24 protein-coding genes are annotated in these 22,448 nt (G+C 63.9%); 16 read left to right on the top strand and 8 right to left on the bottom strand.

Going from position 1 to position 22,448, the window contains the following annotated elements; all coding sequences use genetic code 11:
* Positions 1 to 36 precede the first annotated feature (36 nt).
* Complete coding sequence (locus tag AC25Z0_RS07265; protein WP_488132722.1) at positions 37 to 630, top strand: gamma carbonic anhydrase family protein; 594 nt, start codon at positions 37 to 39, stop codon at positions 628 to 630.
* Positions 631 to 739: 109 nt separating this feature from the next.
* A complete protein-coding gene (locus AC25Z0_RS07260) occupies positions 740 to 3,166 on the top strand; it encodes an HAD-IC family P-type ATPase (protein ID WP_488132721.1) in 2,427 nt (808 codons plus the stop codon).
* Here the strand turns inward: AC25Z0_RS07260 and AC25Z0_RS07255 are convergent.
* From AC25Z0_RS07255 to AC25Z0_RS07245, 3 genes are all read right to left on the bottom strand, one after another.
* Positions 3,147 to 5,513, bottom strand: coding sequence for an arylsulfatase (locus AC25Z0_RS07255; protein ID WP_488132720.1), 2,367 nt, complete (start codon positions 5,511 to 5,513; stop codon positions 3,147 to 3,149). The two genes, AC25Z0_RS07260 and AC25Z0_RS07255, sit on opposite strands and share 20 nt — an antisense overlap.
* A gap of 16 nt (positions 5,514 to 5,529) precedes the next feature.
* Positions 5,530 to 5,931: a DUF7144 family membrane protein gene (locus tag AC25Z0_RS07250; RefSeq protein ID WP_488121448.1), complete on the bottom strand. Its 402-nt coding sequence runs from the start codon at positions 5,929 to 5,931 to the stop codon at positions 5,530 to 5,532.
* Between the two features lie 146 nt (positions 5,932 to 6,077).
* Positions 6,078 to 6,560: an NINE protein gene (locus AC25Z0_RS07245; protein WP_488121449.1), complete on the bottom strand. Its 483-nt coding sequence runs from the start codon at positions 6,558 to 6,560 to the stop codon at positions 6,078 to 6,080.
* Positions 6,561 to 6,659: 99 nt separating this feature from the next.
* On the opposite strand from AC25Z0_RS07245, the gene AC25Z0_RS07240 reads away from it, so the two are divergent.
* Entirely contained in the window at positions 6,660 to 7,316 is a 657-nt protein-coding gene (locus AC25Z0_RS07240) for a pyridoxine/pyridoxamine 5'-phosphate oxidase (protein WP_488121450.1), read from the top strand.
* A 68-nt stretch (positions 7,317 to 7,384) separates the two neighbouring features.
* On the opposite strand, the gene AC25Z0_RS07235 is transcribed toward AC25Z0_RS07240, so the two are convergent.
* On the bottom strand, positions 7,385 to 8,323 hold the full coding sequence (locus AC25Z0_RS07235) for an NAD(P)/FAD-dependent oxidoreductase (protein WP_488132719.1): 939 nt from the start codon (positions 8,321 to 8,323) through the stop codon (positions 7,385 to 7,387).
* 50 nt (positions 8,324 to 8,373) lie between these two features.
* Here AC25Z0_RS07235 and AC25Z0_RS07230 point away from each other — a divergent pair, with 50 nt between their 5' ends.
* Positions 8,374 to 8,964 (top strand): helix-turn-helix domain-containing protein, encoded by a 591-nt coding sequence (locus AC25Z0_RS07230; RefSeq protein WP_488121452.1) that lies wholly within the window; start codon positions 8,374 to 8,376, stop codon positions 8,962 to 8,964.
* A 29-nt stretch (positions 8,965 to 8,993) separates the two neighbouring features.
* Here AC25Z0_RS07230 and AC25Z0_RS07225 read toward each other — a convergent pair whose 3' ends face one another.
* On the bottom strand, positions 8,994 to 9,569 hold the full coding sequence (locus tag AC25Z0_RS07225; RefSeq protein WP_488132718.1) for a TetR family transcriptional regulator C-terminal domain-containing protein: 576 nt from the start codon (positions 9,567 to 9,569) through the stop codon (positions 8,994 to 8,996).
* A 123-nt stretch (positions 9,570 to 9,692) separates the two neighbouring features.
* Between AC25Z0_RS07225 and AC25Z0_RS07220 the strand changes: the two genes are divergently transcribed.
* Positions 9,693 to 10,451: a CPBP family intramembrane glutamic endopeptidase gene (locus tag AC25Z0_RS07220; RefSeq protein WP_488132717.1), complete on the top strand. Its 759-nt coding sequence runs from the start codon at positions 9,693 to 9,695 to the stop codon at positions 10,449 to 10,451.
* A gap of 114 nt (positions 10,452 to 10,565) precedes the next feature.
* Here AC25Z0_RS07220 and AC25Z0_RS07215 read toward each other — a convergent pair whose 3' ends face one another.
* The gene (locus tag AC25Z0_RS07215; protein WP_488121455.1) at positions 10,566 to 12,434 is read right to left on the bottom strand and encodes a DEAD/DEAH box helicase; all 1,869 of its coding nucleotides are present in this window, start codon (positions 12,432 to 12,434) and stop codon (positions 10,566 to 10,568) included.
* A 181-nt stretch (positions 12,435 to 12,615) separates the two neighbouring features.
* Between AC25Z0_RS07215 and AC25Z0_RS07210 the strand changes: the two genes are divergently transcribed.
* The 9 genes from AC25Z0_RS07210 (at position 12,616) to AC25Z0_RS07170 (ending at position 19,576) form a co-directional block, all read left to right on the top strand.
* Positions 12,616 to 13,269 carry an IMPACT family protein gene (locus tag AC25Z0_RS07210; RefSeq protein ID WP_488132716.1) on the top strand — a complete coding sequence of 218 codons (654 nt, stop codon included), beginning with the start codon at positions 12,616 to 12,618 and terminating at the stop codon, positions 13,267 to 13,269.
* Positions 13,270 to 13,353: 84 nt separating this feature from the next.
* The gene (locus tag AC25Z0_RS07205; RefSeq protein WP_488132715.1) at positions 13,354 to 14,325 is read left to right on the top strand and encodes an NAD(P)-dependent alcohol dehydrogenase; all 972 of its coding nucleotides are present in this window, start codon (positions 13,354 to 13,356) and stop codon (positions 14,323 to 14,325) included.
* Positions 14,326 to 14,475: 150 nt separating this feature from the next.
* A complete protein-coding gene (locus AC25Z0_RS07200; RefSeq protein WP_488132714.1) occupies positions 14,476 to 14,826 on the top strand; it encodes a cupin domain-containing protein in 351 nt (116 codons plus the stop codon).
* Between the two features lie 89 nt (positions 14,827 to 14,915).
* Positions 14,916 to 15,401, top strand: coding sequence for a DUF6325 family protein (locus AC25Z0_RS07195; RefSeq protein ID WP_488121459.1), 486 nt, complete (start codon positions 14,916 to 14,918; stop codon positions 15,399 to 15,401).
* A gap of 1 nt (position 15,402) precedes the next feature.
* Complete coding sequence (locus tag AC25Z0_RS07190; RefSeq protein ID WP_488121460.1) at positions 15,403 to 15,564, top strand: hypothetical protein; 162 nt, start codon at positions 15,403 to 15,405, stop codon at positions 15,562 to 15,564.
* A gap of 50 nt (positions 15,565 to 15,614) precedes the next feature.
* Positions 15,615 to 16,052, top strand: a complete 438-nt coding sequence (locus tag AC25Z0_RS07185) for a DoxX family protein (RefSeq protein WP_488121461.1) — start codon at positions 15,615 to 15,617, stop codon at positions 16,050 to 16,052.
* 96 nt (positions 16,053 to 16,148) lie between these two features.
* Entirely contained in the window at positions 16,149 to 17,213 is a 1,065-nt protein-coding gene (locus tag AC25Z0_RS07180; protein ID WP_488132713.1) for a diguanylate cyclase domain-containing protein, read from the top strand.
* Between the two features lie 38 nt (positions 17,214 to 17,251).
* Positions 17,252 to 18,946 carry a long-chain-fatty-acid--CoA ligase gene (locus tag AC25Z0_RS07175; protein ID WP_488132712.1) on the top strand — a complete coding sequence of 565 codons (1,695 nt, stop codon included), beginning with the start codon at positions 17,252 to 17,254 and terminating at the stop codon, positions 18,944 to 18,946.
* 48 nt (positions 18,947 to 18,994) lie between these two features.
* Entirely contained in the window at positions 18,995 to 19,576 is a 582-nt protein-coding gene (locus AC25Z0_RS07170; protein ID WP_488121464.1) for an NADPH-dependent FMN reductase, read from the top strand.
* A 58-nt stretch (positions 19,577 to 19,634) separates the two neighbouring features.
* Here the strand turns inward: AC25Z0_RS07170 and AC25Z0_RS07165 are convergent, their stop codons facing one another.
* On the bottom strand, positions 19,635 to 20,273 hold the full coding sequence (locus AC25Z0_RS07165) for a phosphoribosylanthranilate isomerase (protein ID WP_488132711.1): 639 nt from the start codon (positions 20,271 to 20,273) through the stop codon (positions 19,635 to 19,637).
* A gap of 287 nt (positions 20,274 to 20,560) precedes the next feature.
* Between AC25Z0_RS07165 and AC25Z0_RS07160 the strand changes: the two genes are divergently transcribed.
* Together AC25Z0_RS07160 and AC25Z0_RS07155 are read left to right on the top strand one after the other, a co-directional pair.
* Complete coding sequence (locus AC25Z0_RS07160; RefSeq protein ID WP_488132710.1) at positions 20,561 to 20,752, top strand: DUF2795 domain-containing protein; 192 nt, start codon at positions 20,561 to 20,563, stop codon at positions 20,750 to 20,752.
* Positions 20,753 to 20,896: 144 nt separating this feature from the next.
* The gene (locus AC25Z0_RS07155; protein WP_488121467.1) at positions 20,897 to 21,070 is read left to right on the top strand and encodes a CsbD family protein; all 174 of its coding nucleotides are present in this window, start codon (positions 20,897 to 20,899) and stop codon (positions 21,068 to 21,070) included.
* Positions 21,071 to 21,244: 174 nt separating this feature from the next.
* On the opposite strand, the gene AC25Z0_RS07150 is transcribed toward AC25Z0_RS07155, so the two are convergent.
* The gene (locus AC25Z0_RS07150) at positions 21,245 to 22,195 is read right to left on the bottom strand and encodes an MBL fold metallo-hydrolase (protein WP_488132709.1); all 951 of its coding nucleotides are present in this window, start codon (positions 22,193 to 22,195) and stop codon (positions 21,245 to 21,247) included.
* Positions 22,196 to 22,448 lie beyond the last annotated feature (253 nt).

Below are 22,448 nucleotides of genomic sequence, written 5' to 3'. Positions count from 1 at the left end.
GCCGAGTGTTCCTCAGCCGGTGCCTATGCTGAACTCATGCTGATTGAACACCGCGGATGCCAGCCCACTGTCGCGTCTTCTGCCTGGGTCGCATCCACGGCCGTTCTCAGTGGGGCGGTGGTGATCGGCGAGGGCGCCCGCGTGCTCCATGGCGCCATCCTGAGCGCCGAGGATGGAGCGATCCATATCGGCAAGAACACCGTTGTGATGGAACACGCGGTCATTCGCGGACGCGTCGGGCACACCGTGCGCATCGGCGACGCAGTGATGATTGGACCGCACACGCACATCAACGGAGCGACGGTGGGTGACGGGGCGTTCATCGCAACCGGAGCGTCATTGTTCCCTGGCTCGATCGTAGGAGCCGGTGCCGAAGTGCGGATCAACGCGGTCGTTCAGGTCAACACGACGGTGGCGGAGTCGGCGGTCGTACCGATCGGGTGGGTCGCCGTTGGAGCCCCAGCGCAGCTCTTCTCCCCGGATCGACATGAGGAGATCTGGGCGATCCAGCGCACCCTCGATTTTGTCGGCACCGTTTATGGGGCTGGTCCTGACGCCACCATGGCTGAGCTCATGGAAAAACAATCGAACTTCTACGGACATCATCTGGGCGACCGCGAACTCTCCTGAGGCGCAACGCTTCACTGTAGGGTCGTCGGTGCGTCTACGTGCTGGTTTGATACGGATGTGACTCCGTTGGGTTGGGTGCTGACTCGCCTGCCGCGGATGGCGATCGCGAATGGAGGAGACCGTGTCTCACGTCACCGGTCTTGACGACGCCGCGGTCGCCGAACGTGTGAGTCAGGGTCTCACGAACGCGTTCACGCAGCCGACGAGTCGGAGCCTCTGGAGCATCGTCCGCGAGAATCTCTTCACCCTGTTCAACGCCATCATCCTGTCGTGCTTTGTGATCCTTCTCGCCGTCGGGCGCTGGCAGGACGCGCTATTCGGGGTGAGCGCACTCGCAAACACGGTCATCGGCACGACCCAGGAGTATCGCGCGAAGCGCACGCTCGACCGTATCTCTGTGCTCAACGCACCGAACGCCCGTGTGCTCAGAGACTCGGAGGAACGCACGATCGACGTCGCCCAGGTGGTCATGGACGATGTGATCATCCTGCGCCAGGGCGATCAGGTTCCAGCGGATGCCGTGATACTCAGCGCCGACGACCTCGAAGTCGACGAGTCAATGCTCACGGGGGAGTCCGAACCCGTCGATAAGGCGGACGACGACCGCGTGTTCTCCGGATCGGTGGTGGTCGCGGGTGAGGGGCGCGCACGGGTGGATCGGGTGGGGGCGCAATCATTCGCCAATACCCTCTCCAGTGAGGCGAAGCAGTTCTCACTGGTCACGTCTGAATTGCGCTCATCGATCGACCGCGTCTTGCGGTGGGTCGCCTGGGTCATCGGGCCGATCACCCTCCTGGTCTTGAACGCCCAGGTCATGGTGCTCGGCGGCTGGACGTACGTCTTATCCACCGGCGTCTGGGTCGACGCGACAGTGTCGACAGTCGCCGCCGTCGTCGCCATGGTGCCGCTCGGCCTCGTCTTGATGACAAGCATCACCTTTGCCGTCGGAGCGGTGAAGCTCGCGCGCGAACAGGTGCTGGTTCAGGAGCTTGCCGCCGTCGAAGTCCTGGCGCGCGTCGACCTGATCTGCCTCGACAAAACCGGCACGCTCACCCAGGGCGACATCAGCTTCGATGCCGCATGGCCGCTTGCAGAACGCGAGGGGTGGGAGCAGGCGCTCGCCTGGTTCGGTGCCCAGCCCGACGCCAACATGACGGCGCGCAGCCTGCGCGCCACGTTCACGCAGCCGCCGTCCGCTGCACCCATCAGCACAGTTCGGTTCAGCTCCGCCCGCAAGTGGAGCGCCGTCACGTTCGACGACGGCATGTGGATTCTGGGCGGTCCGGAGATGGTGTTCACCGACCGCGCCCCGACGGATGCGGGGGAGCAGCGGCTCAGCGAGCGTGCAGCCGAGCTCGCGGCGGCTGGAAACCGGACTCTTGTGCTGGCTCACGGCACCCCGACGAATGATGACACCGTCCCCGCCGACGCCGTTCCGATTGCTCTTTTGACCTTTCGGGAGAGCATCCGCTCTGATGCCGCGGAGACGCTCCGCTACTTCGCAGAGCAAGAGGTCAGCGTTCGCATCATCTCGGGCGACAACCCACGCACCGTCGCGGCAATCGCACGCGACGTCGGGCTCGACACCCCCGACGGCTACGACGCCCGCAACCTGCCAGACGACCAGGACGAGCTGGCGCGGGTTCTCGAGGAGAACATCGTCTTCGGTCGGGTGACCCCGGAGCAGAAGAAACGCATCGTGCTTGCCCTGAAGTCGGCCGGCCATACCGTGGCGATGACGGGAGACGGTGTCAACGATGCGCTCGCCATCAAGGAAGCGGATATCGGCATTGCGATGAACTCAGGAGCGGATGCGACCAAGGCCGTCGCCCGGCTCATTCTGCTCGATGGCAAGTTCTCCCATCTGCCGGCAGTGGTGGCCGAGGGGCGCCAGATCATCGCGAACATCGAGCGAGTATCCATGCTGTTCCTCACGAAGACGGCGTACGCAACCCTGCTCGCCGTCATCTTCGGCGTCCTGGTGCTGCCTTTCCCGTTCCTACCACGACAACTCTCGGCGATCGACGGGCTCACCATCGGCATCCCCGCGTTCTTCCTGGCGCTGTTGCCCAACACCCAGCGCTACTACCCTGGCTTCCTCAGACGATCACTGACCTTCGCAATCCCGGCGGGCATTGTGGTGGCGGTCGGTCTCAGCGTTTTCGCTCTCATCTCGGTGAATACGGGAACATCGATCGCTGAGATTCGCACCGGCACGACGCTGCTCCTCACCGTCATCGGATTGTGGATTCTCGTGGTGTTGTCACGGCCCATCACCCTGTTCAAAGCTGTCATCATCGCTGCCATGGTGATCGGGCTGGTGCTCATCTATGTGGTGCCCCTCATTGCGAACTTCCTGCAGCTCGTTCACCTCTCGACGCAGACCCAGGTTCTCGTGGCCAGCGTTGCGGCGGCATCCGTTGCCCTGCTCGAGGTCGTGCGCTTCGTGCACAGGCGCGTGGCACGAGAAGACCGCGCCAGCCGAGAGCGGGCGCGGTCCCTCACGAACGGCAGGCCTACTGCCGGGCCATCGTGATGCGGAATTGCTCCTCTGGGTCGATGAAGTGGTCGTGGTCGTCGTCGCCGAGGTCTATCTGCACCCAGCCGATCTTGCCCGTGAAACGGCTGCGTGCCGGCGTGTAGTCGGCGGAGACCGCGGTACCGGACTCGAAGCCGACATCGGTCGTCTCATCGGCGGAGAAGATCATGGCTTGGGTGGCGCCGACGCGGCCAGACCCGACAAGCGTGCCGTCGTAATACAGCGTGACGTCCCCGCCCTTGCCCAGCCCTCCGCCGTCATAGACGAACTCCATCCGCACCTGATGCTTGCCGGCAGGAATCGCTTTCTCAGCTTCCGTTGCAAACTCCTGGATGCCGAGAACGTTGTAGACGAATTTCGCCTTCCCCTCTGTGGCGTAGAGGCTCCACCCGCCAAAACGGCCGCCCTGGGCAATGATCACGCCCTCAGCTCCGCCCTCTGGCACAGTGATCTCCGCCGTCACCGAGAACGACTTGTTCTTGATGCTCACCACGCTGTTCTCCGACAAACGGCCCATGCCGGCGAACAGCAATTGGGTGTTCCCCCTGATGAGCGTTGGTCGACCTGCGACCTCCGGAGTTGCGCGTTCCACCCCGCGGTCATCGATCGGAAGCACGTTGTACTTGGTGGCTTCAATGAGCCAGAGCCGCTGCAGCTGCGCGAGCCGTTCCGGATTCTCTGCGGCCAGGTCGCGGGCCTGACTGAAGTCGGAATGACCGTCGTAGAGCTCCCACACGTCGTCGTCGAATGCCGGAAGCTTTCCGCCGACCATCACCCACGGAGTGCGGTGCTTGGTGACGGCGCTCCAGCCCTTGTAATACAAGCCACGGTTGCCGAACATCTCGAAATACTGCAGGTCATGCCGCTCAACGGCCTCCTTGTCATCGAAGGTGTACAGCATGCTGGTGCCCTCCATCGGGGACTGCTGCACGCCGTTGACCATTGTCGGTTCCGGAAGTCCTGCTGCCTCAAGAACGGTGGGGGCGATGTCGATGACGTGGGTGAACTGCGAGCGCAGCCCGCCCTTGTCCGTGATTCCATTCGGCCAGGTCACGATCGTGCCGTTTCGGGTACCGCCCCAGTGCGATGCGACCTGCTTGGTCCATTGGAACGGGGTGTCCATCGCCCAGGCCCAGCCGACCGCGTAGTGGTTGTACGAGGTCGGGCTCCCGAGTTCATCTATTTTGGATGCCATGAACTCCGGTGTTTCAAGCGCGGCCATTCCGTTGAAGTTGGCCATTTCATTGAACGCTCCATTGAGCGTTCCCTCTGCTGAGGCGCCGTTGTCACCGACGATGTAGTAGATGAGCGTGTCATCGAGAATGCCGAGGTCTGTGATCGTGTCGATCACGCGGCCGATCTGGTAGTCGGTGTGCTCCATGAACCCGGCATACACCTCCATTTCACGCTCAAGCACGGGCTTCAACTCGGCGGGCATCTCATCCCAGGCGGGAATCTCCGCGTGGCGCGGGGTGAGTTCTGCGTCAGCCGGGATCACCCCGAGCTCCTTCTGCCTGGCGAACGTGCGCTCACGCAGCGAATCCCAGCCATCGGCGAATGCGCCAGCGTACTTGTCGGCCCATTCCTTGGGAACGTGGTGCGGCGCGTGGGTTGCGCCTGGGGCGAAATAGACGAAGAAGGGCTTGTCGGGCATGAGGGCCTTCTGCGTGCGCATCCAGTTGGTGGCGTGGTCGGCGAGGTCCTCTGTCAGGTGATAGCCCTCCTCGGGGGTCGCCGGCGGTTCGACAGGTGTCGTTCCGTCGTAGAGCGCCGGATCCCACTGGTTGTTCTCGCCGCCGATGAAGCCGTAGAACGTTTCGAATCCGCCGCCGGCTGACGGCCATGCGTCAAACGGACCCATGGGGGAGGACTGCCAGACCGGCACCTCGTGGCATTTGCCGAACTGGGCGGTGGAATACCCGTTCAGTTTCAGGGTCATCGCCAGCGGCGCCTTCGTGTTCGGGCGCACAGAGCTGTTTCCCGGCGCAGAGGTCGCTGTCTCAGTGATGCTGCCCATGCCGACGGAGTGGTGATTGCGGCCGGTGAGCAGCGCTTGTCGGGTGGGGGCGCAGAGCGCTGTGGTGTGGAACCGGTTGTAGCTGAGACCGCCGGCGGCGAGTTTCTCGGCGTTGGGGGTCGCGCAGGGCCCGCCGAACGCGCTCGAGGCACCAAAGCCCGCATCATCGATGAGGATGACGAGCACGTTGGGCGCACCGGCCGGTGGGCGGAGGGGCTCGATCGGCGGGTAGTGAGTGTCGGGATCCTTAGCGTCATAGGTCGTGAGACCAGGCGCTGGTCGGTCAGGAATCGGCAGCATGGAGCGCGCGTGGCGATCAGGATTCATGTCAGGTTCTTCCCGGCTAGATGTCGGACTCGAGTTCACGGCCGTGGGCCGTGAGCGCATAAATGACGAGGATGTCAACGGCGATGATGATCAACGCCCACCATGGCTGCACCGGGATGAGAAGCAGCTGCGCGATCGCGCTCAGAGAAGCGAGGATGATCGCGATGACGCGTGCCCACATCGCTCCGGTGAGGAGCGCGGCTCCCGTGGCGATGAGCAGAATGCCGATGATGAGCGACCACCACCCCCACCCATCGAGATCCAGGATGAAGAGAGCGCCCCCGCCAGTCGCGAAGTAGCGGTCGGGGGCCAAAATCGCCACGATTCCGTGCATCAAACTGAATGCGCCATTCAGGAGCAGGATGACGGCCGCGAACCGACCCCAGCCCACCCAGCCCGTTTGCTTGACTGTGCTCATTTCTCTGTCCTCCACCTGCCTGTGCGTCGGCGTTGCGTCGTGAATGCGTCGCACACCGTAGCGCGGGCTGGTGGAGTCGGCGTCATCCTATTCGGATGAAGTGCGTGTGGCTGATGAAGTCGGTGTGGCTGATGAAGTCGGTGCGGTTAGTGCGGCACCATGTCATACCAGCGATCGAACCCGGCCTGCAGCGCGGTGGAGATACTGGAGAAGATAATCGACACGGCGATTCCGACAGCGGTGACGATCCAGGCGACCTTCTTGTTCTCTTCGTAGCCGACGAGCGGTCGGCCTTGCTTGTCATGCTGGCTCCCAGCCAAAACGAGGATCAGGTCGACAAGCCACCACACGCCGAGCCCGGAGAGCGTGATCAGTTTGAGTATGCCGGTGCCGATCTTGCCCAGATAGAAGCGATCGACAGCAATGAAGCCGAGTAGCCAGGCGAAGAGCCAGGTAGCCACGAACGACTTCTGTGGCGTACCAGCGGTCGATTCACCCGGGCGGGCGGCGTGGCCGGCCCGTGGTGACGTGTGCTCCGTCCACTGGGTGCCGTCCCAGTAACGCCACAGTGCTGCGTTGAATGGGTCGGTGTACCATCCGGCGGGGGGAAGATGCGAAGTGTCAGACATGTGAACCTCCCAGGGTGGGACTACCCCGAGGCACGAGGTTTACCCACGTTGCGGCTAGCCCCGACTGTAGTCGCCTACGGCGTGTGCGACTATCAAGAAATGACGGATTTGCGAGCAGAACTGAGCGCTGTGAAGAGCCTGGTTGGAACCGCGCCAGCCTTTGATGTGGAGAGCATTCCAGCGGATCCCCTTGAGCTGTTCGTCGCCTGGTTCAGGGAAGCCGTTGCCGCTGGAGTGCCGGAGCCTCATGCGATGACGCTCTCCACCGTTGGGACCGACGGCATGCCAGATGCTCGAGTCCTGATACTGAAGGACGTGACGGATGACGGACTGTGGGCATTTGCGAGCGGACGAAACAGTGAGAAGGGGCGGCAGCTCCAGGCGCATCCGTCGGCCGCTCTGACGTTCTACTGGTCGCAACAGGTGCGATCAGTCCGTATTCGCGGGCGGGTCGAAGCCGCGCCGCAGGCCGAAAGCGCTAAGGACTTCCGTGAGCGTGGAACGACGGCCAAAGCGCTTGCGCTCGCTGGAACGCAAAGCGAGCCCTTCGGCGATGCCGCAGAGCGTCATGATTTGCTGGAGGCCGCCCGTGACCGCCTGGAGCGAGAGCCCGATCTGGCTGTCGGGGACTGGGTCGTGTGGCAGCTCCGGCCGGAGTCCATTGAGTTTTGGCAGGGTGACCAGAGTCGCAACCACCTTCGGGTGCACTACCAGCGTGGTGACGATGGATGGGCCTCGCGTCGCCTCTGGCCGTAGACGCCCCTGTCGGCATCCGCTGCATTCTTCAGACCCGGCTTGCCGCCGCCCTGCACCACAGTCTCAGGTCAGGCGCTGACCAGCCGAAGCGCGGCCTCGATGTCATCGGCGACGAGTGACATATTGAGCCCGGCCCCTGCCGTGACGCCCTCGGCGATCGCCGAGGCAACGGCCCCGGCCGGGTTCGTCACATTGCCGGCGGCGTAGACGCGATCGACGCTCGTCTTTCCCATTCGGTCGACGGCGATGAACGTGTCGAACGGCGCTTCCGCGCGCTCGACATCCAACCGTGCCAGAAAACCGTCGTTTGGAACGAAGACTCCAACCGTCGCAATGGCGTCGACGTCGATGACCCGCCCGCCGTCGACTTCGAGGCCCACCAGGATGTCATCCCGCACGATGACCTGCACGGCCGGCTCCGTCTCAATTGTGATCCCGCGCGCAACGAGCGCGGCTCGGTCGTCATCCGAGAGATCCCCGCCGCGGCTGCTGAAGTAGGTGATCCGGTCGCTCCACTGGCGGAGCAGTTGCGCGTGATGCACGCTGGCAGGGCTCGTGGCGATGACGCCGATCCGCTGGTCGCGCACCTCATAGCCGTGGCAGTACGGGCACTGGAACACATCCCTTCCCCAGCGAGCGTCAAGGCCACGGACATCCGGAAGCCGGTCGCTCAGCCCGGTGGTGATGAGCACCCGGCGAGCAATGAATCGCTCACCGCCCTCGGTGAGCACCGTCGCGTGCGTGTCGTCGATCGTCACGTCGCGCACAGTGCCCGGGTGGATCTCCACACCGTACTCGGCCACTTCCTTGCGTCCTCGGCTGAGCAACTCCGAGGGCGGCAATCCGTCATGACCCAGCACTCCGTGCATGTGTGCGGCGAAGCGGTTGCGCGGGTATCCGGCGTCGATCACGACGACGCGTCTGCGTGCGCGTCCCAGGGTCAGGGCCGCGCTCAGCCCTGCCGCTCCGCCACCGATGATTACGACGTCCCATGTGTTTGATTCCATGTCACCAACTTTGCGCATAGGATTACGAATGAGCAAATAGGTTTGCGGAAATGGCAACAGGAGGACCGGTGGATGCTGTGCTGGAGCAAGTCGGACCGCGTCTCCGTGCTGCCAGGGTCAAGCAGGGTCTCACCCTGGCGGAGCTCGCGACGAGAGCCGGGCTGTCGGTCAGTACCCTGTCTCGGTTGGAGAGTGGAAAGAGACAGGTGAACCTGGAACTGCTGCTGCCCATTGTGCGCGAGCTGCGTATCAGCCTCGACCAGTTGATCCCCGCCGCTGTTCCTGACCCGCGGGTACTCCAGAAGCCGGTCCGGCGTGATGGTGTTCAGTTCACGGCGCTGTCGCCGGCGAGTTCTCCGGCACACACGTACAAGATGGTCTTTCCCGCTCAGGAGCACCCGCCTGAACGCCGGGTGCACGACGGATACGATTGGATCTACGTCATTTCTGGCCGCCTTCGGCTGAGGCTTGCTGAACACGACCTCATCCTCGAGCCCGGGGAGGCGGCTGAGTTCGACACCCGCGTTCCGCACTCGCTGAATGGCGCGGGGCCAGGCTCAACCGAGATTCTGGGCATCTTCCATAAGGATGGCGTGCGCATCCATACCAAGGCGACGTCGGGTGCGGCCCACTCCGACTAGCTGCAGCTGCCTGAGCACCCGGCCAGCGCCTACGCCGACAGCAGCGCGCCGATCGTCTCTGAGACGAGTTCCTCCACCTCCGGAGCCGGCTGCGGGTCATAGAGGAGCTGCCCGGCCAGTCCCGCCGCGAAGGCCAGGATGGCACGGGAGAGGGAGAGGTCATCCAGCCGTGCGGTGAGCTCTCCCTCGGCCCTCCGCCAGGCGAAGAGCCGAGCGAGCAGAGCGCGAATAGCCTCATCCGATGCCGTCAAACGCTCGGCGATCGTCTGGTCGAACGGTGCCCGGTCAGCGAATGCGGCGCCAACGATCACAGCAGCGCGCCTCTCGGCGTCAAGCGGGAGGGTCGCGGTGACGAGGCCGACGAGCCAGCGCTCGAGCGTCGGCTTCGCCGGTTCAGCGGATGCGACGCTCGTGACCTGTTCCTGCGCGCGTTCGAGCGTGGCCAGCAAGAGCGCACCCTTGGTGGCGAATGCCTTCTGCACGGCGCCAAGTGACCAGCCCGATTCGCTCGCCACCGCTCGGAAGGACAGCGCCGCAAGGCCGTCGCGCGCAACGATTCGGAGCGCGGCATCGGCAAACTCCGTCTGGCGGGGACTGCTCGTCATCTGTGCCTCCGAGAAATGTGCGGGGTGGATCGCGGCAAAAAACTGGGGGTTGCAGCGACGTGAATACAACTGTATCTTCTCAATTGCTGAATACAGTCGTATTCGCAGAATTTAGGAGTTCAGTTGTCTCACACGCGCAGCACGGCCAGGCCATACCTTCTGCTTGTTGGCATCACGCTTGGCCTCGTGGTTCTCATGGGACTGGTCGGCACCGTCTGCTACCTGATCGGTCTCGACGGATACGCGCCACTCGCCTTCGGCTTCGTCCCGGTTGCCATCGTCATCGCGACCGTCCTCACCCGGCGTCGCGCCTGGGGAGCCGTCGGGTTCCGGCCCGTGCAACGGAACCGGACCGCGCTCGTCGCGATGGCACTGGCTGCCGCTCTGCCCCTGAGCGTGCTGGTCACCGCCGGCGGCGTGTCTGCGCGAGGCACGGAGATCCTCATGTTCGCGGGATTCGCGATCCTGGTGGCCTTCGTGGAAGAGACGCTGTATCGCGGTGTGCTGTACAACGCATTCCGTTCACGCAGCGCGCTCGTGTCTGTGCTCGTGCCATCGGTGGGGTTCGCCGTCGCGCACGTTGTGACGGCGTTGGCTCCCGATCAGGACTCCATGGCCATTGCCCGCACCGTGCTCTTCGCGCTGCTGTTCGGCATTGTGGCGTCGCTCGTCGTGCGACTCACCTCCAGCATCTGGCCGGCCATCGTGCTGCACGCCGTCTTCGACTTCGCCGGATTCATCCTGATCCCGCGCTCTGCCGCCGCCGGTGACATTGTCAGCATCGTCGTGGCACTCATCGTGGTCGTCGCCCTCGTAGTGCTGGCGCGCCGTATCGCACAGCCTCGCACCAGCACGCTGGTCGCGGCGGCACCTGCCGCATAGGGCGCCCGGCGACAGGATGCCGCGCCGAACCGCCACGACGACAAAAAACCGCTCCCGGACAATCCCGGGAGCGGTTTCTGTGGTGCGCCTAGCTGCGAACCCTAGCTTCGAGCGCTAGTTGCGGTCGTACTCGCGACGCGGTGCGCGCTCGGTGCGCTCTGCACGCTCTGCGCGCTTCGGCCCACCGGTGGTGTCTGGCTGCATCTCAATGAGCTTGCCGCTGATGCGGGTGTTCTCCAGCTTGGAGAAGACGTCCTTCGGCATGTCGACGGGCAGCTCAACGAGCGAGAACTCAGGGAGGATCTGAATCGCTCCGAAGTCTTCGCGGCTCAGGCCACCCTCGTTCGCGAGCGCTCCAACGATCTGGCGCGGCTCGACCTTGTGGCGCTTGCCGACCTCGATGCGGTAGGAGGCCATGGGACGTGAGTGGTCGCGCGAGCGACGCTCAGGACGCTCGGCGCGCTCTGGGCGTCCACCGCGGTCACCGCGGTCACCGCGGTCTGATCCACGGTCGTTGCGGTCTCCCCAGCGGTCGTCGCGGCTGCGAGCCGGGCGGTCGTCGCGTGCTTCGCGCTGACGGTCGCGCTCTTCGCGGTCGACGCGCTGTGCGGCGCGTACGTCCTCAGCAGACAGCAGCAACGGGGTCTCACCCTGTGCGACGAGCGCGAGGGCTGCGGCCACATCGGCCTCAGGAACATCGTGGTGCTGGATGTAGTGATTGACGATGTCGCGGAACATGTCAAGGCGCTCGGACTGTCCGAGTGCCTCGGTGATCGCGTCATCGAAACGAGCCAGGCGGGTGACGTTCACGTCTTCGACGCTCGGCAGCTGCATCTGCGTCAGCGGCTGGCGGGTTGCCTTCTCAATAGCGGTGAGGAGGCGACGCTCGCGCGGCGTGACGAAGCTGATTGCAGCACCACTGCGGCCAGCGCGGCCGGTGCGGCCGATGCGGTGCACGTACGACTCGGTGTCGATCGGGATGTCGTAGTTGACGACGTGGCTGATGCGCTCGACGTCGAGGCCGCGAGCTGCGACATCCGTTGCGACCAGGATGTCGAGCTTGCCGTTCTTGAGCTGCTCGACGGTGCGCTCGCGCTGCACCTGGGGAACGTCACCGTTGATCGCGGCAGCAGAGTAGCCACGCGCACGCAGCTTCTCGGCGAGCGTCTCTGTCTCGTTCTTGGTGCGGGTGAAGACGATCATGCCCTCGAAGTTCTCCACCTCGAGGATGCGGGTCAGCGCATCGACCTTCTGCGGGTACGACACCATCAGGTAGCGCTGGGTCGTGTTTGCAGAGGTCGTGGTCTTGTTCTTGACCGTGATCTCTTCTGGATCGTGCAGGTACTGCTTGGAGATGCGGCGGATCTGTGCCGGCATGGTTGCCGAGAACAGTGCGACCTGCTTGTCTTCTGGGGTGTCGGCGAGAATGGTTTCGACATCCTCGGCGAAGCCCATCTTGAGCATTTCGTCGGCTTCGTCGAGCACCAGGTACTTCAGCTGCGACAGGTCGAGCGTGCCCTTTTCGAGGTGGTCCATGATGCGGCCGGGCGTACCGACGACAATGTGGACTCCGCGACGGAGGGCCGACAGCTGAACGCCGTAGCCCTGTCCGCCGTAGACCGGCAGCACGTGGACGCCCTTCATGTGTGACGCGTACTTTTCGAACGCCTCACAGACCTGGAGTGCGAGTTCGCGCGTAGGTGCGAGCACGAGAGCCTGAGGGCTCTTCTGTGCCATGTCGAGGCGCGACAGGATCGGCAACGCGAACGCTGCAGTCTTGCCGGTTCCAGTCTGGGCGAGTCCTACGACATCGCGGCCAGACAGAAGGGGAGGAATAGTGGCGGCCTGAATGGCCGAGGGGGTCTCGTAGCCGACGTCTTTAAGCGCCTTCAATACTGCGTCGGAGAGCCCGAGTTCGGAGAAGGGCTTCGCTTCGCGGGCAGTTTCTGCCTCGCTCTGCGGGGATGTTTCGGGTGACGTCATCCTCTAACGGTAGCCGACGCAGGTGCGCGTATACCTCCTAATGACCAACATCACAACATATTCCCCGAAATAAGCACGAAACACCCCCTCTATTCGGGTGATTTTGGCCGAGATTCGCCGTCGAATCGGCCGGAGCGGTGGGGCCAGCACTCGGTGAGAGCGGATGCGCGAGACTGGGACGATGGCAGACCTGACACTTTTCGGTGAAATTGGCAGCCGGGTCGACGCCGAAATCGAGATCAAGCGCTCACGGTTTCTGTGCCGGCTGGTGCGGGTGGACACAGAGGACGCCGCCCGTGCCGCGATCGACGACGCGCGCAAGCAACACTGGGCTGCGCGGCACCATTGCTCTGCCTTCGTGATCGGTCCGTCATCCGCCCCAGAACAGGTCCGACGCTCCAACGACGACGGCGAACCGTCAGGCACCGCTGGCCGACCCATGCTCGAAGCGCTCACCGGTCGCTCGTTCGTGGACTGCGTCGCGGTGGTCAGCCGCTATTTCGGGGGCACGCTCCTTGGCGCAGGGGGCCTGGTTCGGGCGTACTCCGAGGCCGTCCTCACGGCGATCGACACCGCGCAGGCTGACGGGCTGGTGGTGGCGCGAGAGCGGCGGGAACTCTTCACACTCTCACTCGGCCACGCGGATGCCGGTCGTATCGAGTCAGAGTTGCGACAGCGTGGCGTGCTGGTGCTCGGCACCGAGTACGGCAGCGACGCCGTACTTCAGCTGGCCACAGCGGATGCCGGCCAGCTGGCCACGATCGTCGCCGGCGTCACGGCCGGGGGAGCGTCGCTCGAGGCCGCCGGGTACGAGTGGATCGACGTCCCGGCGTAGGTTCGTGCCGCAGTGAGTGGCGCTCACTCACACGCGTTCCCTCTGGCGCTGCCCTGCGAACGCTGGCCGCAGTAGATTGTGCGCATGCGAGCAGCGATTCATACGCGGTACGGGTCACCCGATGTGCTTCGGGTCGAGGATGTCGAGATCCCGAGTCCGCAATCCGGTGAGTTGCGCATCCGGGTATTCGCGGCATCCGTCAACCGCACCGATTGCGGATTCCTGCGGGGCAAGCCGGCGATCGTCAAGCTGTTCAGCGGCCTCACAGCGCCGAAGCAGCAGACGCTCGGCAACGAATTTGCCGGTCGCATTGACGCGGTGGGGGATGGCGTGACCGAATTCTCGGTCGGCCAGGACGTCTTTGGCTACGACGGGGTGAACTTCGGCGGCCAGGCCGAGTACACCACGATCCGCGAGACCGGCATGGTGGCGCTCATCCCCGCAGGCATGACCTACCTCGAGGTCGTTCCCAGTACCGAGGGCGCCCACTATGCACTGAACATCATTCGAGCAGCCGGCATCGTCGCTGGGCAGAACGTGCTCATCTACGGTGCGACCGGCGCCATCGGAACGGCGGCGGTGCAACTCGTCAAGCACCTCGGTGCGCGCGTCACTGCCGTCTGCGACACGAAGAACCTCGACCTGGTGACGTCGCTCGGTGCAGACCGGGTCATCGACTACACCCGGGAGGATTTCACCCGTATCGACGAGCAGTTCGACGCGGTGCTGGATGCCGTCGGCAAGAGTTCATTCGGCCGGTGCAAGGCATTGCTGAAACCGCGCGGTTACTACGTCTCAACGGATCTCGGCAGAGGGTGGCAGAACCCAATACTCGCACTCAGCACCCCACTGTTCAGGCGCAAACAGGTGCTCTTTCCGATCCCGAAAGACACAAGGGACGACATCGTTTTCCTGAAGGGTCTGATGGACATCGGCGCATTCAGGCCGGTCATCGACCGCGCATACTCACTGGATGAGATCGCCGAGGCCTACCGCTACGTGGAGTCGGGAGTGAAGGTCGGCAACGTCGTCATCCGGGTGGCTGACCCAGGCTAGCCAGGCTGCCCCAGGCAGACAGGCATCGGCAATCTCACCCGATGCCTGCGCGTGATGATTGACGACGCCCATTGTTTGCCTGATTGTGTCTGCTCAGAACTGCTGCGCCGGATCTAGGCCCGGCGGCCAGGTGGCGAGTAGTGTCATCGCATGATCAGCGACGATCCGACGGTGACGAACCCCGACCACTGTCGGATGCTCTGGGAGAACGAATTCGTGCGGGTATTGGAGTACACCGATGACCCGGGCGACAAGACCAGCCCGCACGAGCATCCGAACAGCGTGATGGTAACGCTCTCCGCGTTTGATCGGCGGCTTTCATTGGACGGTCGCGAGTTCGAAACCTCACTCGCTGCCGGCCAGGCCGTGTGGCTTCCTGCCCAGCGCCATACGGGTGAAAACATCGGCCAGACGCCCACGCACACCATTTTCATAGAACTCAAGGGCGCTGCGGCCGGTGAGCCGACGGGGATCGCGCTGGGTCCCATTACCGATGATTGACTTTTTCGGCCTCGCGCCGGCGATCCCGGCGTACTGTGGCCCGCAGACTCGGCCAACCAGCGTGAGTCACCCAGGCGAAGGGACGAATCATGGCGGAGAAATCACTGGATGAGTTGGGGCCGATTGACTTCATCATTGTTGAGTTTCCGGCGGGCGAGTCCCGTTTCAGCGGTGAAATGGCGGCCGAACTCCTCCGTCTTGTCGACGCCGGAATCATCCGAGTCATCGACCTCCTGATCGTTGCCAAGGACGCAGACGGCGGCATTGAGGTCACCGAGCTCGCTGACCTCGAGGAGCTAGAGGGTCTTGAAGTCCTGGAAGCCGAGCTGGGGGACATGCTGGCAGAAGCAGACATCGATCACCTTGCAGCTGCGCTTGAACCAGGTAGCGTCGGCGGCGTTCTGGTGTACGAGAACCAGTGGGCAGCGCCATTCGCATCCGCCGCGCGCCGCGCAGGCGGCCAGCTGATCGCCAACGGCCGAATTCCCATCCAGGCCATCATCGCCGCCGTCGAAGCGGATGAAGCTGATGAAGCGGATGACGTCCTCACGGGCACCGAGAGCAGAGGAGACTGAGATGCCATTGAGAGCTGCACGAGTAGGCCGCGTCGGAGTCATTGGTGCGCCCGTCGCACGCGCGGCAGTAGTGGGAGCGGCTGTGAGCCCAGGGCCATCGCCGATCGCCAAGACCGCTGTCGTCGCGGCGGCTGTCACGCCGGGGCGACGACGTCGTTTTTAGATCCCTCGCTTGGCTATTCCCTCGAGCAAGTGCGGTGTTACCCTCCGTAGATGAGTCGAACGCACCGTACGACAGCCCCCGCACGCTCAGTCCCGCGCACCATTGGCCGGGTGGTCCTCGGCGTGTTCCTGGTGTTCGCAGGGATCAGCCACCTCACCTTCGCTCGGCAGGAGTTCACCGCTCAGGTACCAGAGTGGCTTCCGGCCAACGATGACGTCGTCGTGGTCGGGTCGGGTGTCGTCGAGATCTCGCTCGGGGCAGCCCTCCTGTTGCTCCGGCAGCGCCGGATTGGCGTTGGCTGGGTGGTGGCTGCCTTCTTCGTTGCGGTGTTCCCCGGCAACATCTCGCAGTACGTCACGCACAGCGATGCGTTCGGTCTCGACTCTGACCGCGCTCGCGGCATCCGCTTACTGTTTCAGCCTCTTCTCGTAGCGTGGGCGCTCTGGAGCACTGGGGCATGGAAGGCCTGGCGCACCCGCAAGCACTGAGCGCGCCCGGCATCTGTGCTCCGGCACCCGTGCTCCGGCATTCGGGGCGGCGGGGTCTCATCGCGGAGTGGGTGAGGATTGAGCCAGAATGGAAAGATGGATTCACTGCTCGCCCAGATTTCTGAAACTGTCTCTGCTGCACAGTCGCTGGAGGACCTCACCCGCCCGATGCTTGAAATGCTCGAGGCGGTGACCGGGCTCGAATCCACCTACCTCACCACGATCGATCGCAGCGCTGGCGTGCAACACATCCTGTACTCGCGGAACGTCGGACTCGTGCAGATCGCCGAAGGCCTTGATGTGCCGTGGGAAGACACCCTGTGCAGCCGCGCCTATGACGAGAGGCGCGTGTACTGCGATGACGCAGCGACGCGGTGGGCCGATGCCGGCCTGGCCGTGGCGCTGAACATCCAGACCTATTTCAGTATGCCGATCACCACCGAGAACGGTGACCTCTACGGAACCCTGTGCGGGGTCAGCACCTCGGTGCTGCCAGAACAGTCCAATGCTGAGCTTGTGCTCACGCTGTTCTCCAAACTGATCGCCCAGCACATTGAGCGCGAGCACCTCATGCAACGGCTGCAGGACGCCAACGCTGAACTGGCGTCGCATGCCTCAACTGACATGCTCACAGGCCTGGCGAATCGACGGTCACTCCTCACTGCCCTGCGACGGATGCTGGCCATCGGTGAACGAGACGCTCGATGCATTCTCGTCGGCTTCATCGACCTCGATGGCTTCAAGTCGATCAACGATCGGCACGGGCACGAGGCCGGCGACGACTTCCTCGTGTCGATGGCGCAGCGACTCGGCACGATCCTTCGCGAGGGCGACCTGCTGGCCAGGATCGGCGGCGACGAGTTCGTCGTGATCGGGTTCGGTCCGATGCCAGGCGGCGCAGAAACCTCCGATCAGGAGGCCGCGGCAGCACTGGCCACGCGCCTCGAGGATTGCACCATTGGTGTGTACGAGCTGAACAGCCACACCGTCGACTACTCCGGAGCCAGCGTTGGCGTTGTCGCGGTGAACTCGGGGACGGCGGAAGACGCACTCCGTCTCGCGGATGCGGAGATGTACCTGGTGAAGCGAGCACGGCAGGCACGGCAGGCGCAGCAGGCGTATGAGACGCAACAGGCGGAACAGGCTCTCGCTGAGGCGTAGCCGGAGTCACCCGTCCCGGCAAGTGGCAGGATATAACAATGGCGATTACAGATGAGCGGCCCTGGCTGAAGAACTACCAGCCGGGTGTCCCCGCCGATATTGAGCTGCCGACGGAGTCACTGGTTGACATGCTGGAACGGTCAGTGGCCGAGGCTGGCGACCACCCCGCACTGGAGTTCTTCGGCCGTCGGACGACGTATACAGAGCTGGGTGATCAGGTCGATCGCGCAGCAGAAGGTTTGCGTGCCCTTGGCGTGCGCGCCGGTGACCGGGTAGCGCTCATCCTGCCGAACTGCCCCCAACACGTGGTCGCGTTCTACGCGGTGCTCCGGCTCGGAGCCGTCGTCGTCGAGCACAACCCGCTCTACACTGCGCGGGAGCTGCGTCACCAGTTTGAGGACCACCAGGCCCGCGTGGTCATCGCATGGGACAAGGCTGCGGCATCCGTTCGTGCATTCCCCGGCGATATCAGAATTGACCACGTCGTCGCGGTGAACCTTCTCGACGCGTTCCCGACGATCAAGCGCCTCGCTATGCACCTTCCGGTGAAGAGCCTCCGCGAATCGCGGAAGTCACTGACAGCGGCGGCCCCGGGGGCGATCCAGTGGAAGGATCTGCTCAGTCACGGGCCCATCGATCCGGAGCACCCGCGTCCGAGCGTGGACGATCTGGCGGCGATCCAGTACACGTCGGGAACGACGGGCCACCCCAAGGGCGCCATGCTCACCCACTTCAACCTCTACTCGAACGCCCTGCAGGGTGAGGCGTGGATGCACGGGGCCGAGTATCGCAAGGAGATCTTCTATGCGATCCTGCCGATGTTCCACGCGTTCGGCATGACGCTCTATCTCACGTATGGCATCCGCAAGCAGGCCATGCTCGTGCTGTTCCCGAAATTCGAGCCCAAGCTCATTCTCGACGCCATGAAGAAGTCGCCGGCGACGGTGTACTGCGCCGTGCCGCCCATCTATGAGCGCACAGCGCTCGCGGCGAAGGAACGCGGCGTCTCGCTGCGCTCGTGCAAGTTCTGCATCTCAGGTGCGATGAACCTGCCTGACCACGTTGTCGAGCTATGGGAATCGGTGTCTGGCGGCCTGCTCGTCGAGGGGTACGGCATGACGGAGTCGTCGCCGGTTGCCATGGGAAATCCGTTCTATCACACGCGTCGCACCGGCACGATTGGCGTGCCGTTCCCGTCGACCCTGATGAGAGTGGTCACACTCGACGACCCCACTGTCGACGTGCCGCAGGGAGAGCCAGGCGAACTGTTGCTCAAGGGGCCGCAGATTTTCCAGGGCTACTGGAACAACGCTGACGAGACGGCGAAGACACTTCTGCCTGGGGGATGGCTCCGCACGGGAGACATCGTGACGGTCGACGAAGACGGCTTCACGACGATCGTCGACCGTGCGAAGGAACTCATCATCACGGGCGGCTTCAATGTGTCGCCCTCTGAGGTCGAGGCAGCGCTGCGTCTGCACCCCGACGTCGTGGATGCCGCTGTCTTCGGCAAGCCGCTTGAACGCGGTGGTGAAATGGTCGTCGCAGCCGTTGAACTGATGCCGAATGTCACCCTCGACGAGAAGGCACTGCGCGACCACTGCCGCGAATTCGTCGCCGCGTACAAGGTGCCGCGTCGAATCGTGCAGATCGCCGACCTGCCGCGCTCCATGCTCGGCAAGGTCTTGCGAAAGACCGTGCGCGACGAGGTGCTCCCGCAGCTGGAGAGCTAGGGCCCGCTGCCCGCGGTAGTGAGAGCGCGGTGTGGGAGGAGTGGCATAGTGACTGACCATGCAGTGGCTGGAAGCCCGGCATCCACTGGGGTGATTATCGGCAGCACTCGACCGGATCGCATTTGCGTCGATATCGCCGAGTGGTACCTCCGCGTGAGCCAGCCGAACACCGCTCTCGCCTACGACCTCATCGATCTCGCCGAGGTCGGCCTGCCATTCCTCGACGAGCCGATGATGGCATCCACTGGCGTCTATGTCCACGAGCACACCAGAGCCTGGAGTGCACAGGTGAACTCGTACGACGCGTTCGTCTTCGTCTTCCCGCAGTACAACTGGGGGTACCCCGCCGTACTGAAGAACGCTCTCGATTTTCTGTATGCGGAATGGGCGGGCAAGGTCGGCGGGATCGTCACGTACGGAACCCACGGGGGCGGCAAGGCGGCTATCCAATTGCACACCGTGCTCCAGGGGCTGCACATGAATCGTGTCGAGACCGACGTGAAGCTGAGTATCCCGGGTCACGCGAAGGATGACAGGGGCCAACTCATCGACATCGATGGAACCCTGGCCTCGTTTGTACCCGACGTCATCCAGCTGGATGCCGAGCTGACCCAGCTGCTCACGAGTTAGCGCGCGGCGGTCACAGTCGCCGTCACCGCTGCAGTCACCGCTGCAGTCACCGCTGCGATCAGCGGACCGCCTGGACGAAGTCGCGGATGAGTGCGAGGTCTTTGACCCCGCGGCGTGACTCAACGCCGCTGGACACATCGACCCCACCAGGGCGCAGACTGCTCACGAGAGCGCCGACGTTGTCTGGAGTGAGGCCGCCGGCCAGGATCCAGAAGCCGGCAGGCGGCGTGGTCTCCAGCTCAGACGTGTCGAAGAGGGTTCCGCCGCCGGGGGAGACGGCGTCGATGAGGATTCGCGTCGGATCTGTCTCGCCTTCGGTCCTGCCGGTTGTACCGCTCTCTTCACGAGAGCGCAGCGCACGATACGCGTCGATGGAGACCGCACGAATCGTGCGAAACCCTGCAGAGCGCAGCACGTCGACGTCGCTGTCTGGTTCATCCCCGTGGAGCTGGACAGTGGTGAGCGCGGCCAGGTTCGCGGTTCTGAGCACCTCGTCGATGGGCTGGTTGCGAAAGACGCCAACGGTTTCCAGCTGGCCGGCCACGGCGGCAACCAGGGACGTGGCCTGCTCGGCACTGACCGCGCGCGCACTGCCGGGTGCGAACACGAAACCGATCGCGTCTGCGCCGGCCTCTGCGACAGTTTCGGCGGCATCCGTCGTGGTGATACCGCAGATCTTCACGAATGTGTGGGGCATGTGCTCTTCCTGGTTGCGCGAACTGCCGTGAGCGGCGTCGAACACGCCCAGACCAGCTTAGAGACACACGATATATCTCGGTTGCTGTATCTCAACTGACAAGAAGCGGCAACCCCCTAACGCTCGGCTCGGAGTCCGATTACTGTTCTTGTCGTAAAGGGCTATGCCCCCACGCTTGGTTCCCGACGCTGTGAGATTCTCCGGCGCGGTTGAACAATTCGTGATGGTGCATGCCCCCGAGTATCAAGTGCGAACTGAAAGGTCGTTCGATGAAACCAGGCAGCCGTTTGAGTGCGTTTTTGTGGACCATGGAGTACCCGGCGCATCCTGATGATCTGATTCGGGAAGCGCTTCGCGACGGGTTCCACGATGACGATGTGGTTGTTTTTGCGATGCTTCCTGAGCGTGCATACGGCGGCGCAGAGGACGTGCGTCGTACCTGTGCGGCCGGCACTGCGATCCTGCCCCAAGTGGCGTGACACGGGCATCGCCGGCGCCGACCGGCTGTCGGAGACGCTCTGCCACACGAACGCAAGGCGTCTGGGCCAGTTGAATCCGCCTGGTGGACTCTGACCACTGGCTCGGGCCAACAGGCCAACCAAGAAAATGAAAAGGAGCACGTCATGAGCGGAACGGACAAGATCAAGAACGCGGCCGAAGAGCTGAAGGGAAAGGCCAAGGAAACAGTCGGCCACGTCACGAATGACGATTCCAAAGTCGCTGAAGGCAAGGTCGATCAGGCGAGCGCGAAAGTGAAGAAGGCCGGCGAAGACATCAAGGACAAGCTGACCGACTAACGTCTTTTCGACTCTTCAACGAATCAGCTGTGCGCACGCCACTGTGGCGTGCGCACAGTGCTGCGCGTACGGGGCCGCCCTGCGGGTGAGATGCGGGTGAGACGCGGGTGAGACGCGGGTGAGATGCGGGTGAGATGCGGGTGAGATGCGGGTGAGATGCGGGCGAGACGCGCGCTACAGCGTCAGCCGCATTCCGTCTTCACCGGCGATAACACTGCCGCTGAAGCCTGCGGAGGCTCGCGAGGTCCAGGCGTCGGCCGGGACCGTCCCTGGCATAGCAGGCAGGTAGTGGTTGAGGACAACAGTGGCGACGCCCGCCCGTTCCGCAATCGCGCCGATGTCGTTGACGTCGGTGTGCAACCGCTTCAGCAACGCGAGACCGGCAGGAGGGGTACCGTGCTCGGCCAGGAAATCGAGGTCAACTACTTCGTGCACCAGGATGTCGGCTCCCTGGGCGAGCGTGACGAGGTTGCCATGAGCGCGAGTGTCGCCAGAGAAGACCACAGAGCCGCCGGCTGTATCGAAACGGTAGGCCAGGGCTGGGTGGGCGTGACCGTGGGCCACCGTGATGGCGCTGATAGTGACGGCATCCGTTTGCAGGATCACCTGGGCTTCCTCTGATCCGTCATCGGCAGGCTCGTCCGGCCGATCAGTCAGGATCTCGTGGGCCTGCACGAGTGCGGCTGCATCAGGCAGCTGAAGATCAAGGGGCATGACGTTCAGGTGATAGCTGTAGGCCGCGAGGATTCCGGCGACGAGCTCACTCGTACCCGGCACCGGCTGGTCAGGAGTCATCAGCGTGTGACGGATGAAAGGCGGCTCGCCTTGTGGGAGCGTCTTCGGGCTGCCGGGACCCCATACCGTCACGGGCGTTGGCGACGTGCCCCATGGGTAGAGCAGCATGCCGGGGAGGTCGCCCACATGATCGACGTGCAGGTGCGTCAGGAAGATGCCACCCAGGGCGGTGAAGTGCAGACCGGCTTCGGCGAAGCGGGTGGGGGAGCCGCGGCCGCAGTCAACGACATAGACGACGCCATCAACGACGAGCGCTGAGGATGTGCCAGCCCTGTGCGGAATGGGGACTGGTCCGCCGGCGGTACCGAGGAGTACGAGTTCCGTGGCCATGTACTCGTCCTTTCGGATGGCGTGCGCTCGATCGCCTGCAAGCGGATGCGGGCCCGCGTGCTGCTGCTGTCTGCGTACTGCTGCTGTCTGTGCCGCCCCAATCAACGTTACAACTGTGCCGCGTACCGGAACAGGCCGCGGCGCTCGCCGCCCCCGCTGGTCGAGGAGCGAGCGCCAGCGAGCGTCTCGAGACCCTCCTCCCAGTGCCAGCCAGCCTGCCAGCCAGCCTCCCAGTGCCAGCCAGCCTCCCAGT

The organism is Leifsonia sp. Y862, from assembly GCF_057669585.1.
Note: the sequence above shows the minus strand (reverse complement) of the source record. Positions and strands in the feature narration are given on the sequence as shown.